At 56.3% G+C, this 12,810-nt stretch carries 14 protein-coding genes and 1 pseudogene; 7 read left to right on the forward strand and 8 right to left on the reverse strand.

Features of this window, described 5'->3' with window-relative positions; genetic code table 11:
* Window positions 1–12 precede the first annotated feature (12 nt).
* The 4 genes from AAAC48_RS23710 (at window position 13) to AAAC48_RS23725 (ending at window position 2,718) form a co-directional block, all read left to right on the forward strand.
* The gene (locus tag AAAC48_RS23710) at window positions 13–768 is read left to right on the forward strand and encodes a TerC family protein (RefSeq protein ID WP_340656542.1); all 756 of its coding nucleotides are present in this window, start codon (window positions 13–15) and stop codon (window positions 766–768) included.
* 29 nt (window positions 769–797) lie between these two features.
* On the forward strand, window positions 798–1,379 hold the full coding sequence (locus AAAC48_RS23715; protein ID WP_340656543.1) for a biotin transporter BioY: 582 nt from the start codon (window positions 798–800) through the stop codon (window positions 1,377–1,379).
* Window positions 1,376–1,801, forward strand: coding sequence for a DUF1284 domain-containing protein (locus tag AAAC48_RS23720; RefSeq protein ID WP_340656544.1), 426 nt, complete (start codon window positions 1,376–1,378; stop codon window positions 1,799–1,801). Before AAAC48_RS23715 ends, AAAC48_RS23720 begins: the two co-directional genes overlap by 4 nt.
* Window positions 1,802–1,968: 167 nt before the next feature.
* Window positions 1,969–2,718: a YebC/PmpR family DNA-binding transcriptional regulator gene (locus tag AAAC48_RS23725; protein ID WP_340656545.1), complete on the forward strand. Its 750-nt coding sequence runs from the start codon at window positions 1,969–1,971 to the stop codon at window positions 2,716–2,718.
* A 66-nt stretch (window positions 2,719–2,784) separates the two neighbouring features.
* Here the strand turns inward: AAAC48_RS23725 and AAAC48_RS23730 are convergent, their stop codons facing one another.
* Window positions 2,785–3,660, reverse strand: coding sequence for an APC family permease (locus AAAC48_RS23730; RefSeq protein ID WP_340656588.1), 876 nt, complete (start codon window positions 3,658–3,660; stop codon window positions 2,785–2,787).
* Between the two features lie 38 nt (window positions 3,661–3,698).
* Window positions 3,699–4,208 (reverse strand): annotated as a pseudogene (locus AAAC48_RS23735) (amino acid permease); the annotation flags it as partial.
* Between the two features lie 252 nt (window positions 4,209–4,460).
* Here AAAC48_RS23735 and AAAC48_RS23740 point away from each other — a divergent pair.
* Window positions 4,461–4,835, forward strand: a complete 375-nt coding sequence (locus AAAC48_RS23740) for an MliC family protein (protein WP_340656546.1) — start codon at window positions 4,461–4,463, stop codon at window positions 4,833–4,835.
* A 106-nt stretch (window positions 4,836–4,941) separates the two neighbouring features.
* Here the strand turns inward: AAAC48_RS23740 and rpmE are convergent, their stop codons facing one another.
* Window positions 4,942–5,163 (reverse strand): 50S ribosomal protein L31, encoded by a 222-nt coding sequence (rpmE, locus tag AAAC48_RS23745; protein ID WP_106667026.1) that lies wholly within the window; start codon window positions 5,161–5,163, stop codon window positions 4,942–4,944.
* A 204-nt stretch (window positions 5,164–5,367) separates the two neighbouring features.
* Between rpmE and AAAC48_RS23750 the strand changes: the two genes are divergently transcribed.
* Window positions 5,368–7,182, forward strand: a complete 1,815-nt coding sequence (locus AAAC48_RS23750) for an ABC transporter transmembrane domain-containing protein (protein ID WP_340656547.1) — start codon at window positions 5,368–5,370, stop codon at window positions 7,180–7,182.
* A 63-nt stretch (window positions 7,183–7,245) separates the two neighbouring features.
* A complete protein-coding gene (locus tag AAAC48_RS23755; protein ID WP_340656548.1) occupies window positions 7,246–7,596 on the forward strand; it encodes a DUF1304 domain-containing protein in 351 nt (116 codons plus the stop codon).
* Between the two features lie 262 nt (window positions 7,597–7,858).
* Here the strand turns inward: AAAC48_RS23755 and AAAC48_RS23760 are convergent, their stop codons facing one another.
* The 5 genes from AAAC48_RS23760 to AAAC48_RS23780 form a co-directional block, all read right to left on the reverse strand.
* On the reverse strand, window positions 7,859–8,890 hold the full coding sequence (locus tag AAAC48_RS23760; RefSeq protein WP_340656549.1) for a peptidoglycan -binding protein: 1,032 nt from the start codon (window positions 8,888–8,890) through the stop codon (window positions 7,859–7,861).
* Between the two features lie 4 nt (window positions 8,891–8,894).
* Window positions 8,895–9,917: a MotA/TolQ/ExbB proton channel family protein gene (locus tag AAAC48_RS23765; protein ID WP_340656550.1), complete on the reverse strand. Its 1,023-nt coding sequence runs from the start codon at window positions 9,915–9,917 to the stop codon at window positions 8,895–8,897.
* A gap of 140 nt (window positions 9,918–10,057) precedes the next feature.
* Complete coding sequence (locus AAAC48_RS23770) at window positions 10,058–10,849, reverse strand: inositol monophosphatase family protein (protein ID WP_340656551.1); 792 nt, start codon at window positions 10,847–10,849, stop codon at window positions 10,058–10,060.
* A 64-nt stretch (window positions 10,850–10,913) separates the two neighbouring features.
* Window positions 10,914–11,477 carry an elongation factor P gene (efp, locus tag AAAC48_RS23775; protein WP_340656552.1) on the reverse strand — a complete coding sequence of 188 codons (564 nt, stop codon included), beginning with the start codon at window positions 11,475–11,477 and terminating at the stop codon, window positions 10,914–10,916.
* A gap of 147 nt (window positions 11,478–11,624) precedes the next feature.
* The gene (locus AAAC48_RS23780) at window positions 11,625–12,788 is read right to left on the reverse strand and encodes a M20 aminoacylase family protein (RefSeq protein WP_340656553.1); all 1,164 of its coding nucleotides are present in this window, start codon (window positions 12,786–12,788) and stop codon (window positions 11,625–11,627) included.
* Between the last annotated feature and the right edge of the window lie 22 nt (window positions 12,789–12,810).

Genomic DNA, 12,810 nt, shown 5'->3' on the forward strand with positions numbered 1-12,810 from the left:
GGAACGACCCCCATGGAAGCACTTCTGTCTCATTTCGATTTCATCTATCAGCCATCCGGTCTGATTGCACTTGTCACGCTCGTCGTGATGGAGGTCGTGCTCGGCATCGACAATCTCATCTTCATTTCGATCCTCACCAATAAGCTTCCAAAGGCCCAGCAGGCGCGTGCGCGCCGCCTTGGCATTAGTGCGGCACTCATTCTCCGACTGGCCCTGCTGTTCGCCATTTCGATCATCGTTCGGTTGACTGAGCCGGTGTTCGAAGCCTTCGGGCACGGTTTCTCATGGCGTGACCTCATCCTGATTGCCGGTGGATTGTTCCTGGTGTGGAAGGCTACAAAAGAGATCCATCATACGGTCGATCATGAGGACGCCAAGGAAGATGTCATTGGCAAGGCTGTGACATTGACAATGGGCGCAGCGATTACGCAGATACTTGTGCTCGATCTGGTGTTTTCGGTGGACTCGATCATAACCGCCGTCGGTATGACCGATGAAATCGCCATCATGGTGATTGCCGTCATCGCCGCCGTGACAGTCATGTTGCTCGCTGCCGAGCCGCTGTCGAAGTTCATTGCGGCCAATCCGACGATCGTCATGCTTGCCTTGGGCTTCCTTCTGATGATCGGTATGACGCTGATTGCCGATGGTTTCGGGTTCCACGTGCCGAAAGGCTATATTTACGCGGCGATGGGCTTTTCTGCCCTTGTCGAAGCCCTCAACATGCTGGCACGGCGCAGGAAAAAGAAGGCGCAGGCCGCAGAATAATTCAACATTCGTACAAGGACTCTAATTCAATGAACCACATGACGTTTTCCGGTGCTTTCGTTCCTCTGAGATTCGCCAACAGTCCACTAGCCTACAAGGTCTTGGCTGTGCTGATCGGTACGGCGTTTCTCGCTGTCAGCTCGTGGATCGAGGTGCCGATGTATCCGGTCCCGGTCACCATGCAGACATTCGCTGTAACCTTGGTCGGAGCGCTTTATGGATGGCGCCTGGGCGGCCTGACGGTCATCGCTTGGCTCGCCGAGGCTATGATCGGCTTTCCGGTGCTGGCCGGCGGGGCAGGCGGTTTTGTTCACTTTGCTGGACCGACGGCTGGCTATCTCTTTGCCTTTCCGGTTGTTGCAGCCTTTGTTGGCCTTCTCGCTGAGCGCGGTCTGACCCGCAATCCGTTCGTTTCAGCTATTGTCATGCTTCTAGGCAATGCGCTCTGCCTCGTGCTCGGTGCGTCCTGGCTTGCTAGCATAATCGGGTTTGAGAAAGCCTGGGTATTCGGTGTCGCCCCCTTCATCGTGGGTGGTGTGCTCAAATCGGCGCTGGCGGCCGCAACGATCGAACTGTTGCGCCGTTCGGGAATTCTGGTTCGCCTGTCTTGACTATAAAGCTTCGCCCGCATCATCTGCTGTGCATGCTGACCTATGTCGGCAAAGGCTATAATCCGGCCTTTACCGCTAACTACAATCAGGTCATTGCACGGCTGATGGCCGGCGAGGATATCATGATCCACGAGGGGCCGGACGATATCTGCCAGCCTCTCCTTGCGACGCGTGAACCGCATTGCCTTCGTGACAGCGTTGCGGAGCGCGATGCCAAAGCCGCACGCGATGTCGGCCAGTTGCTAGGCCGGCCATTGCATGCGGGTGATGTCATCAACCTCGATGGCGGGATACTCGATGACTTGCGCAATGCCTTTCTGAATGGCGTCACGCGCTCCGCTTGCACGGGGTGCGAGTGGTTTGACCTTTGCTCGGCCGTTTCAGCAACAGGCTATCCCGAGACCCGCCTCAAGCTATCTTGAAAAAATAGTGTGGCAGCTAAACACGTTTGTGCGCTGGACGAGACGCCGCTTTTTACCTATAAGGGCGCCATTCCAGAAGCATGTTTCTGTCCGGAGTAGCCCGCAGCCTCAACTTGCAGGGCCCCTGATGTGAAACACAACAACCGTATTAAGCACGCAGGGGTGCCATGGCAGGTCATTCACAATTCAAGAACATCATGCATCGCAAAGGGCGCCAGGACGCCGTGCGGTCAAAAATCTTCTCCAAGCTCGGGCGCGAAATTACCGTCGCCGCAAAACAGGGCTTGCCCGACCCGACGATGAATCCGCGGCTTCGTCTCGCCGTGCAGAATGCTCGGGCACAGTCGATGCCGAAGGACAATATCGAACGCGCCATCAAGAAAGCTGCCGGCGGCGACGCCGACAATTATGAAGAAGTACGTTACGAAGGTTATGGCCCGGGCGGGGTTGCCGTCATTGTCGAGGCCTTGACGGATAACCGCAATCGCACCGCCTCCAATGTCCGTGCCGCCTTTACCAAGGCCGGCGGCGCAATGGGCGAAACGGGGTCGGTGGGCTTCATGTTCAACCGCGTCGGTGAAATTACCTACAAGCCCGAAGCCGGCAATGCCGACAAGGTGATGGAAGCTGCGATCGAGGCTGGTGCCGACGACGTTACGAGCGACGAAGACGGCCATGTGATCCTCTGCGGTTTCGAGGATATCGGCGAGGTGTCGAAGGCTCTGGAAAGCACGCTCGGCGAAGCCGAGTCGATCAAAGCGATCTGGAAGCCACAGACAACGGCACCAGTGGATGAAGAAAAGGCCCAGTCGGTTCTTCGACTTATCTCGACATTGGACGATGATGATGACGTTCAGAATGTTTATGCGAATTTCGAGGTAAGCGACGAAGTTCTGGCCAAACTCAGCGCGGCCTGATCCTTTGCAAAATCTGTCGAGTTCGATCCCGCCAGCCGAAAGTCTGGCGGGATTTTTCATTTATGATTAGTTCGTGGGGCCGCCGCCGCCGAGCGTTTCCATATCCGGTTCCGCGGGTTTGACACCGGTCGCCCGGTTGATGAGAACCGTGACTATCCACAAGGCAATGCCAATACCGATGAGGATCCCGGCAATCTTGTATTGTACCGGATCACGCCCTGTCCAGGGACCGGCAAAGAAGGCGCAAGAAATCGCGCCCAGAACCGGCAGGAAGGTCGGGGTACGGAAATGCTGGTGATCGACGGTTTCCCGCCGCAGGATCAGCACGGCTACATTGACGATGGTGAAGACGAGCAGCAACAGCAGCGCTGTTGTGCCGCCGAGTGCTGGAACCTCGCCGACAAACATGATCAGGCAAAATGCCAGCAATGTAGTGAAAGCAATGGCGAGATAGGGCGTGCGCCGGCGTGGATGTACCTTGCCAAACACTGGCGGAAGAACATGTTCTCGGCTCATGCCATAAACGAGACGGCTGGCCATCAGCATGTTGATCAAGGCGCTATTGGCGACGGCGAACATGGTGATGAAGCCGAAAATCCATAACGGGAAATTCGGCGCACCTGCCTGAACCACCTTGAGCAGCGGTGTTTCGCCTTCGCCAAGCTCTGATGGTGAAACCAGGGTAATGGCAGAGATGGAGACGAGTACGTAAATGGCTCCGGTAATGAACAGACCGGCCAGCAGTACCTTCGGAAAAATTCTTGTCGGGTCCTTGCATTCCTCTGCCATGTTGACGGAATCCTCGAAACCGACCATGGCGAAGAAAGCGAGGGTGGTGGCCGCCATGACCGACCAGAAGACGCTGGAATCCGGCGCTGTCGTGAACTGCGTGATGCGGGATACGTCACCCTGACCACCCGCAATAGCCCACAGCCCGATAATATGATGATCAGCAGGCCGGTCAGTTCAACCATTGTGAGAACGACATTGGCTTTCACACTTTCGCCCACACCACGAAAGTTAACCGCCGCGACGATGCCCATGAAGGCAAGGGCGACGAGGGAGATGCCGATGCCGGCTTCGAGATTGAGCTGAAATGCTCCGGAAAGATTGGCCGCGAAGGCGCGCGATGCCGTCGACGCGGACGTGATGCCGGAGCACATGACGGTGAATGCAACAATGAATGTGATGAAATGAATGCCGAATGCCTTGTGTGTATAGAGCGCGGCGCCTGCCGCCTTCGGATATTTCGTTACGAGTTCAAGATAACTCAAGGCGGTGACCACAGCGACGATGAAAGCCACGAGAAAGGGCAGCCAGACCACCCCGCCAACCTGTTTTGCTACTTGTCCAGTGAGCGCATATATTCCGGTTCCGAGGATATCACCGACGATGAACAGGAGTAGAAGCCAAGGGCCCATGACCCTATGAAGACTTGGCTCGATCGCTGTCCTTGAAACAATCTTGCTACCTGAAGTCGTGTCAGTCATCGGGCTCTCCTTCCCTTTGCGTGCAGACAAGATTGAAAAAAGCTATTGGCAAATCAGCGACTTGTCGAACAACCCGATGTGCCTGCTCTGCTTGGAGATCAAGCTTGCGGGCCGGCAAGCCAGGTCTCGATACAACTGATAGTTATTGAAGCTGCATCACTGATGTGCGAACTGAAAATACGCCGCAAGCCCTTCATTTCCGCTGCCTATGCGCTATGATTTTCAAACGAGTCAGAGCCGCAGGGAACCGTCATGAAAAAGCTTGCCATATTTGCCGCGACCGCGCTTGGTTTCGCTGTGGTGCTGCCTGCGGGCGCGCAGCAGGCGGCCGAAGACCGGATTGAACAATCCACCTATCTCTGCGAGCGGGGTGTGATCGTCGACGCGACCTACATCAATACGAAAGATGGTTCGGCCTTTGCAGTGATCAACGTCGAAAATAAGCTGGTGCCGATGCGTAGCGCGCAAAGCGGCTCGGGTGCGCTTTATATCGCGATCGATCAGCAAGACGGCTACCGCTGGCATACCGAGGGTGATGGCGCGATCCTGTCTTACCTCGATGCTTCACCGGGTGCACAGGAAAAGACCCTGCTCTCCGAGTGCAAGGCGAGCGACGCGGAAGAGTAATCGCAGCTCCCTTGTTATTGGCTCAGGGCAGCCATCTGGATTGCCCAAAAACGAAGACGGCCCCGAATGATCGGAGCCGTCTTCAAATCCAGTTTGCGGATAAAACTTATATGCCGAGATTCGCAAAACGGCTCTTGAACTTCGACACGCGGCCGCCACGATCGGTGAGCTGCTGCGAACCACCGGTCCATGCCGGATGGGTGGACGGGTCGATATCGAGGTTCATCGTATCGCCTTCCTTACCCCAAGTGGAGCGGGTCAGGTATTCGGTGCCATCGGTCATGACAACCTTGATGGTATGATAATCGGGATGAATCTTGGCTTTCATCTGTATTGTCCTAAACTAGAGGGCACAAAACCAGAGCCACTGACTATGTGGGATGCCGGTTGGGAGCCGATTGGTAGAGATGAAGCCAAACGTCACAGGGGCGTGGGCTTCCAAAACTGTTGGCGAGCCTATACATCAGCCTTTAAGCAATAACAAGGCCGTCTGGCCGCAAAGTCGCATAGCGATGTGAGGAAGACAGATACAATGGCCGATATGGCTCCATCTCAGTCAAAAGAGACGGAAAGAAAGCGGCGCTCGTTGAAGCCGCTGCGCCGCATCTTCCCCTATATGTCCCGCTACAAGGGCATGGTGGCTGGTGCAATGGTCTCGCTGGTCCTTGCAGCAGCAACGACATTGACGCTTCCACTTGCCGTTCGCCGCATGATCGATCACGGCTTCACGGGCGCCAATGGTGCTTTTATCAATAACTATTTCGGCATGCTGGTCCTGCTTGCTGCCCTCCTCGCGGTCGCTTCGGCCGGCCGTTACTATTTTGTCATTACACTTGGCGAGCGGATTGTTTCTGATCTGCGCCATGATCTGTTCGCTCATCTGACGAAGCTCTCGCCGGCGTTCTTCGACAATACCCAATCGGGCGAGATCGTCTCAAGGCTGACTGCTGACACGACGCAGATCAAATCGGCCGTTGGTGCTACGGCTTCAGTTGCACTGCGCAACGTTATTCTTGCCTTTGGCGCCATCGTTATGATGATCATAACGAGTCCAAAACTCTCGGGTCTGGTCATCGCTGCCATCCCGGTGATCATCATTCCGCTGGTTGCATTCGGCCGATCAGTCCGGCGCCGCTCTCGCGCTGCGCAGGATACGCTGGCTAACGCCACAGCCTATGCAAGCGAATCCATCTTATCAGTACGTACGCTGCAGGCCTTCACCAATGAAAAGCTGGCGACCGGACGGTTTGGTGCCGCGGTTGAGGACGCCTTTCTTGCGGCCCGATCTTCAGTGAAGGCGAGGGCAGTCCTGACAGCATTCGCAATCTTCATGATCTTTTCGAGCGTGGTCGCCGTGCTCTGGTTCGGGTCACGTGATGTTCTATCCGGTGCGATCACACCAGGAACGCTTGGCCAATTTCTGCTCTATTCGGTGTTTGCCGCAGGAGCACTCGGTGCGCTCTCCGAGGTGTGGGGTGAACTCAGCCAAGCTTCGGGAGCTGCGGAGCGGCTGATGGAAATATTGGCTGAGACGCCTGTCATTGCTGCACCGGCCAATCCTGCCGCGCTGCCCTGGCCGCCAATTGGCTCGGTCACTTTCGAAGATGTACAGTTCAACTACCCGACGCGTCCCGATGCCCCGGCACTGAAGGGTCTCGATTTCACGATTCGGCCGGGTGAGACAGTGGCGATCGTCGGCCCATCCGGCGCTGGCAAGAGTACTGTGTTTTCGCTGCTGCTGCGCTACTACGATCCGGTATCAGGTAGCATTCGTGTCGACGGCGTCGATCTGCGTGATGCAGATCCGTCAGCCCTTCGCTCGCGTATCGCTATCGTTCCGCAGGATACGACGATTTTTGCCGCGAGCGCGCGCGAGAATATCGGCTTTGGCCGACCTGATGCCAGCAATCCCGAGATCGAGGCAGCCGCCGGGGCGGCGCTCGCGCATGATTTCATTGTGGCGCTGGATCATGGTTATGACACACAGGTCGGCGAGCGCGGCGTGACGCTGTCTGGTGGCCAGCGCCAGCGCATTGCCATTGCCCGGGCTATCCTGCGCGACGCGCCGATCCTGCTGCTTGACGAAGCAACCTCCGCACTCGACGCCGAAAGCGAAATGCTCGTTCAGAAAGCGCTCGACCACCTCATGCAGGGCAGGACCACGCTCGTCATTGCCCACCGCCTTGCGACCGTGCTCAAGGCCGACCGCATTCTCGTCATGGATGATGGCCGCATCGTCGAGGAAGGCACCCATCAAACGCTGGTCAAGCAAAACGGCATCTATGCCAGCTTGGCCAAGCTGCAGTTCGAAGCGGGAGCCGACGCCTTCAAGGGCGCTGCCGAATAACCTACCCATTGCCATTCGAATCATCCGATGCTTTTGTCGAGTTGGGGCAAGGGGAGATCGAGCATGATTGCAAACATCCTGATGGTGCTGGTGGCGCTATTGCACGTCTATTTCATGTTTCTGGAAATGGTCGCATGGGACAAGCCATTGGGTTTGAAGACCTTCAGGTTGACGCAGGAATTCGCTTCCGCCTCCAAGGCACTTGCAATGAACCAGGGGCTTTACAATGGCTTTCTGGTTGCCGGATTGGTTTGGGGGCTGTGGCTCGGCGATGCTGGCTTCGCCATCAAAGCGTTTTTCCTTGGCTGCGTGATCGTTGCCGGGATCTTTGGCGCGCTAACCGTCAGCCGGAAAATCCTTTACGTGCAGGCTGCCCCCGCTTTGCTAGCATTGCTGGCACTGATCTACCTTTAGGGTCAGGACCTGTTAATCTGGTCGAAATGGTATTTGGCTTTTCGTTCGGATACGAGGAGCAAAGGGACAAGAAATGTTTATCCATTTTCAAGTCCTTTGCGAGGACGTTGCTGGTCAGATGGCCCATATCCGGCGGACGCCGAAACGGCGGCAAGCTCAAGTGTCGAACCGTTCGGCCCGGGGGAAAGACCCCGCCCTCCTCGCATCTTCTTGCCGTTTCAGGCGCCATTTCGATCAGATTAACAGGTCCTGACCCTCGATCTCAGCGCTCCGTCAATTTCAGCTCGATACGCCGATTGCGGGCGCGGACTTCTGGCGTATCGCCGGGCTCGAGCGGCTGGAACTCGCCAAAACCCGCCGCGACGAGCCGGTTGGCTGGAACGCCGTTGGCGATCAGGAACTTGACGACGGAAATGGCGCGAGCGGACGACAGCTCCCAATTATCCTTGAACTGGCCAGTACCGGAAAGCGCGATATTGTCCGTGTGACCGTCGACGCGCAGAACCCAGTTGATGTCATCAGGAATTTCCTTCTGCAGGTCGATCAGGGCGACGGCGAGCTTCTTCATTTCTTCAGAGCCAGCTTCGTTCAGAACGGCCATACCCGAAGGGAAAAGGACTTCGGACTGAAAGACAAACCGATCGCCAACAATGCGGATATTTTCGCGATCGGAGAGGATCTCGCGCAGTCGGCCGAAGAAGTCAGAGCGATAACGGTTGAGCTCCTGCACGCGCTGTGCCAAGGCCACATTGAGGCGCTTGCCCAGGTCAGCGATCTTGGCATTGGACTCCTTGTCGCGCGTTTCGGAGGCATTCAGTGCATCTTCCAGAGCGGCAATCTGTTTGCGCAGGGCCGCAATCTGCTGGTTGAGGATCTCCACCTGTGACAGCGCACGCGCACTGATCTGCTTTTCGTTTTCGAGGCCGGTCGAGAGCTCGTTGATCTTACCCTCTGCAGCCGCGCCTGCGCCGGCGCCTTGCGAAAGCAATGATTGCAGACGCGACTGCTCATTCTGTGCATTGGTCAGGGAGGCCTGAAGGTTGGCGATCGTGTCTTCAAGATCCTGTTTGTTGCCTTGCTCCAGCGACAGGAGCTGCGTGAGCTCATTGATTTGGGCGTTAAGCCGGTTGAGAACGGCGTCCTTGCCAGTGATTTCCTGGCTCAGGAGGAACTGCGCCAACACGAACACCGACAACAGGAACATGATCGACAGCAGCAACGTCGATAGCGCGTCAACGAAACCCGGCCAGTAATCGACGTGGCGTAGAGCTTTGCGATTACGAATAAGAGCCATGTGGTCAATCTACCTTGTTACGAGAAATGGCATCTCCGAGTTTGGCCAATGTCTGGCGTATGGATTTTTGCTCGTCCGCCTGCTTTTCCACCCAATCGCGCATCATCTGTTGTTCCGACCGCATGTTCTTCACAAGGCCCTGAATGCCTTCGGCGAGGCTCGCCAGGGCTGCTGTGGTGCGCTGGCTCGATCCACCTGTCTCCTGAATGTTCTGCAGGCGCTCTGACAAGGCACGGAGTTCGTCAGATGTTCCGCTGCTTGCAGCATCGAGCGCATGCAAGTCGGATCCTAGATCGGTGACGCTGGAAAGCCAGTTTTCAAGCTCGATGTAGAAGCGGTTCTGCGCACGCCCGGCCTGAAGATCGAGAAAACCGAGGATGAGCGAGCCGGAAAGACCAAAGAGCGAGGATGAAAACGCGGTGCCCATGCCGCGAAGCGGTGATTGCAGCCCGGCCTTGAGCGAGTCGAGGACGCTGTTTGCGTCCCCTGCGCGTGGGTCGAGCGACTGGATTGTCTGGCCGATGGAGCCGATTGTTTCAAGAAGGCCCCAGAACGTTCCGAGTAGGCCGAGAAACACCAGAAGACCGATCAAGTAACGGGAAATGTCGCGGGTTTCATCGAGGCGCGCAGCGATCGAATCGAGCAACGAGCGCATCGCGCTTGTCGAGAGAGCCATGGATTGGCGTCGTCCGATCAGGGCACGCATAGGCGCTAACATCACGGGCTTGGCATTAGGATCATTGTTGCCCTGACGGAAGGAGTTGACCCAGCGCACCTCCGGAAAGAGGCGGATGACCTGACCAAAGCCAAGAAGGATACCAACGACAAGAACGCCGATAATCAGGCTGTTGAGGCCGGGATTGGTGACAAAGAAGACCGAGATCTGCCGAAAGAGGATGGCGGCAAGAAATGCAACGATCGCCAGAAAGATCGCCATCGATAATAGAACAAACCGCGGGCTGGATAGCCGGTAGGGATCATATTCGTCACCGTCCATACCCTGTCGGGTCGAACTGAAATCAGCCATTGCATCGTCTCCGCGTCGACCAAATCGATTTGTGCGACCCTAACCGAAATCGTGGTGAAAATGGAAGTGCAATGGGGCAACGGTTGAATTTGTTCTTATCGGATCAAATTCAACCGCGTTTGCACCACATAGCAGAGAGCTCAGATTGGCTTCTTGAGCGTTTTCAGAAGTGCGCGCTGGATGGCTTCGTTGCCGGCGACGATGGATTTGCTTTCGACAACATCTTGTCCGCCGTCGAAATCCGTAACAAATCCGCCCGCCTCGCGGACCATAATGATTCCGGCGCCGATATCCCAAGGTGAAAGACCGCTTTCCCAGAAGCCGTCCAGGCGGCCAGCCGCCACATAGGCAAGGTCGAGAGCGGCCGCGCCCATGCGGCGCACGCCCGATACCTCGCCCATAACATTGCGAAGTTCGACGAGATAGTTTCCGTGGTGGCCGCGACCGAGATGCGGAACGCCTGTGCCAATGACGGCATCTACCAGCTTGGCACGACCGGCAACGCGAAGGCGGCGGTCATTGAGGAACGCACCACCGCCGCGTTCAGCGGTGTAGAGCTCGTCCATGGCAGGATTGAAAATCACACCGGCAACAATTTGCCCTTGACGTTCGAGTGCAATGGACACTGCAAACATCGGAATACCATGCAGGAAATTGGTGGTGCCATCGAGCGGATCGACCAGCCAGCGGTGCTGACTGTCACTGCCTTCAACCGCCCCCGATTCTTCCATCAGGAAACTGTAGTCGGGACGGGCGCGACGTAATTCTGCATAGATAATCTCTTCGGCCTTCTTGTCGGCCTGGCTGACGTAATCGCCTGGACCCTTGAGCGAAACCTGGAGATTCTGTACTTCGCCAAAATCGCGCGCCAAGGAGCGTCCCGCCTTCATGGCAGCCTGCACCATTACATTGAGAATCGCTGAACGCGCCATTTTGGATATTTCTCCGTCAGATCAAAAGTGAGGGCGCTGAGGAAACCAGCCCCCTTGAACCGGCTCAGTCAGCGCGGCGAATATAAGTTAGTTCGTTGGTATCGACGACAATGCGCTCGCCCGACGAGATAAACGGGGGAACGAGAACACGGATACCGTTCTCAAGCACAGCCGGCTTATAAGACGATGCTGCGGTCTGACCCTTAACGACAGGATCTGCCTCGGTGATTGCCAGCGTGACCTGATCGGGAAGGGAAATGCCGATTGGCCGCTCATCATAAAGTTCAACAGTGACCATCATGCCGTCCTGGAGGAAGGCAGCGCGATCGCCGACGAAATCCTTCTGCAATTCGAGCTGTTCGTAGCTGTCGGTATCCATGAAAATCAGTGCGTCGCCCTGTTCGTAGAGGAAGGAGAAATCCTTCTGCTCGAGGCGAACCTTTTCGACGGTCTCGGCGGCGCGGAAGCGCTCATTGAGCTTGGTGCCGTTGAGAAGGTTTTTGAGCTCGACCTGATTGTACGCGCCACCCTTGCCAGGCTTTACGGCGTTGGTCTTGACCGCGACCCAGAGGCTGCCATCATGCTCGATTACATTGCCTGGACGGATTTCATTACCGTTGATTTTCATTTTTCTATCCGGATTGATGTTGGAATTGGCGCCGAACTTCATCGTGGGGCCAATATTGGCGCCTCCAAGACCACAAATTTGCGCATTAGGCAAGCGAAAGCACGGAATCCAGCTCCATGCTCTCTGTATTGCAGGTGGATAGTGACGTCAGGCGGCTAGTGCAGTCTCCGCCAACGAAACCCAGTAGCTGATACCATAGGGAATGGCGTCGTCATTGAAATCATAGGCTGAATTGTGGAGTCCCGGCGTATCGCCATTGCCAAGAAACACAAAAGCGCCGGGACGGCTTTCCAGCATATAGGAAAAGTCCTCCGCACCCATAACCGGCGGCATACTCGTATTGACGGCAGCGTCACCAACGATTGTTTGAGCAATACTGACGGCAAAATCCGTTTCCCGGTCATGATTGAATGTGACTGGATACCCTTGGTGGTAAACAACTTCCGCCTTGCCGCCAAATACGGCGGCGGTGGACTCTGCGATTTCCGTCACCCGTTTCTGTGCAAACTCGCGAATTTCCGGCACAAGGGTGCGCACCGTGCCGCTCAACTTGATGACATCGGGAATGACATTGGATGCGTCACCGCCATTAAGCTGCGTCACGGACACGACGAGTGCCTTAAGCGGGTCGGTCTCGCGCGAAACGATCGATTGCAGGGCAAGAATAATGTGTGCCGAAATCACCACAGGGTCTATCGTGGTGTGTGGCTTGGCGGCGTGCCCACTGCGCCCGGTCACTGTTATCTCGAATTCGTTGGTCGCCGCCATGATCGAACCCTTGCGGGTGGCGAACTGGCCAACGGGAAGACCCGGTGCATTGTGCATGCCATAGACTTCGCGGATGGCAAAGCGGTCCATCAAGCCATCGTCAATCATTGCACGAGCGCCAGCGCCCCCTTCTTCGGCTGGCTGGAAGATGACTGCGATCGTGCCTTTGAAATTACGCGTTTCGGCAAGGTATTGTGCTGCGCCGAGCAGCATGGCCGTATGGCCATCGTGACCGCATGCGTGCATTTTGCCGGTTATTTTCGAGGCCCATGGCTTGCCGCTGGCTTCGGTGATAGGCAGGGCGTCCATATCTGCGCGGAAACCGATTACCGGGCCATCGCCATGGCGACCGCGAATGAGGCCAACGACGCCAGTTTGACCAATGCCGGTCTCAATAGCATCGCAGCCGAACTCCCGCAGCTTCTCGGCGGCAAAGCGCGATGTTTCGTGCACGTCGTAGAGAATTTCTGGATTTTCATGCAGATGCCGGCGCCATTCGGCGACGTGTTGTTGCATTTCATGAGCACGATTCATCAGCGGCATTTCGAATTCCCATCTTCATCAA

Origin of the sequence: Phyllobacterium sp. (genome assembly GCF_037994405.1) — a bacterium.
Classification (GTDB): Bacteria; Pseudomonadota; Alphaproteobacteria; order Rhizobiales; family Rhizobiaceae; genus Phyllobacterium.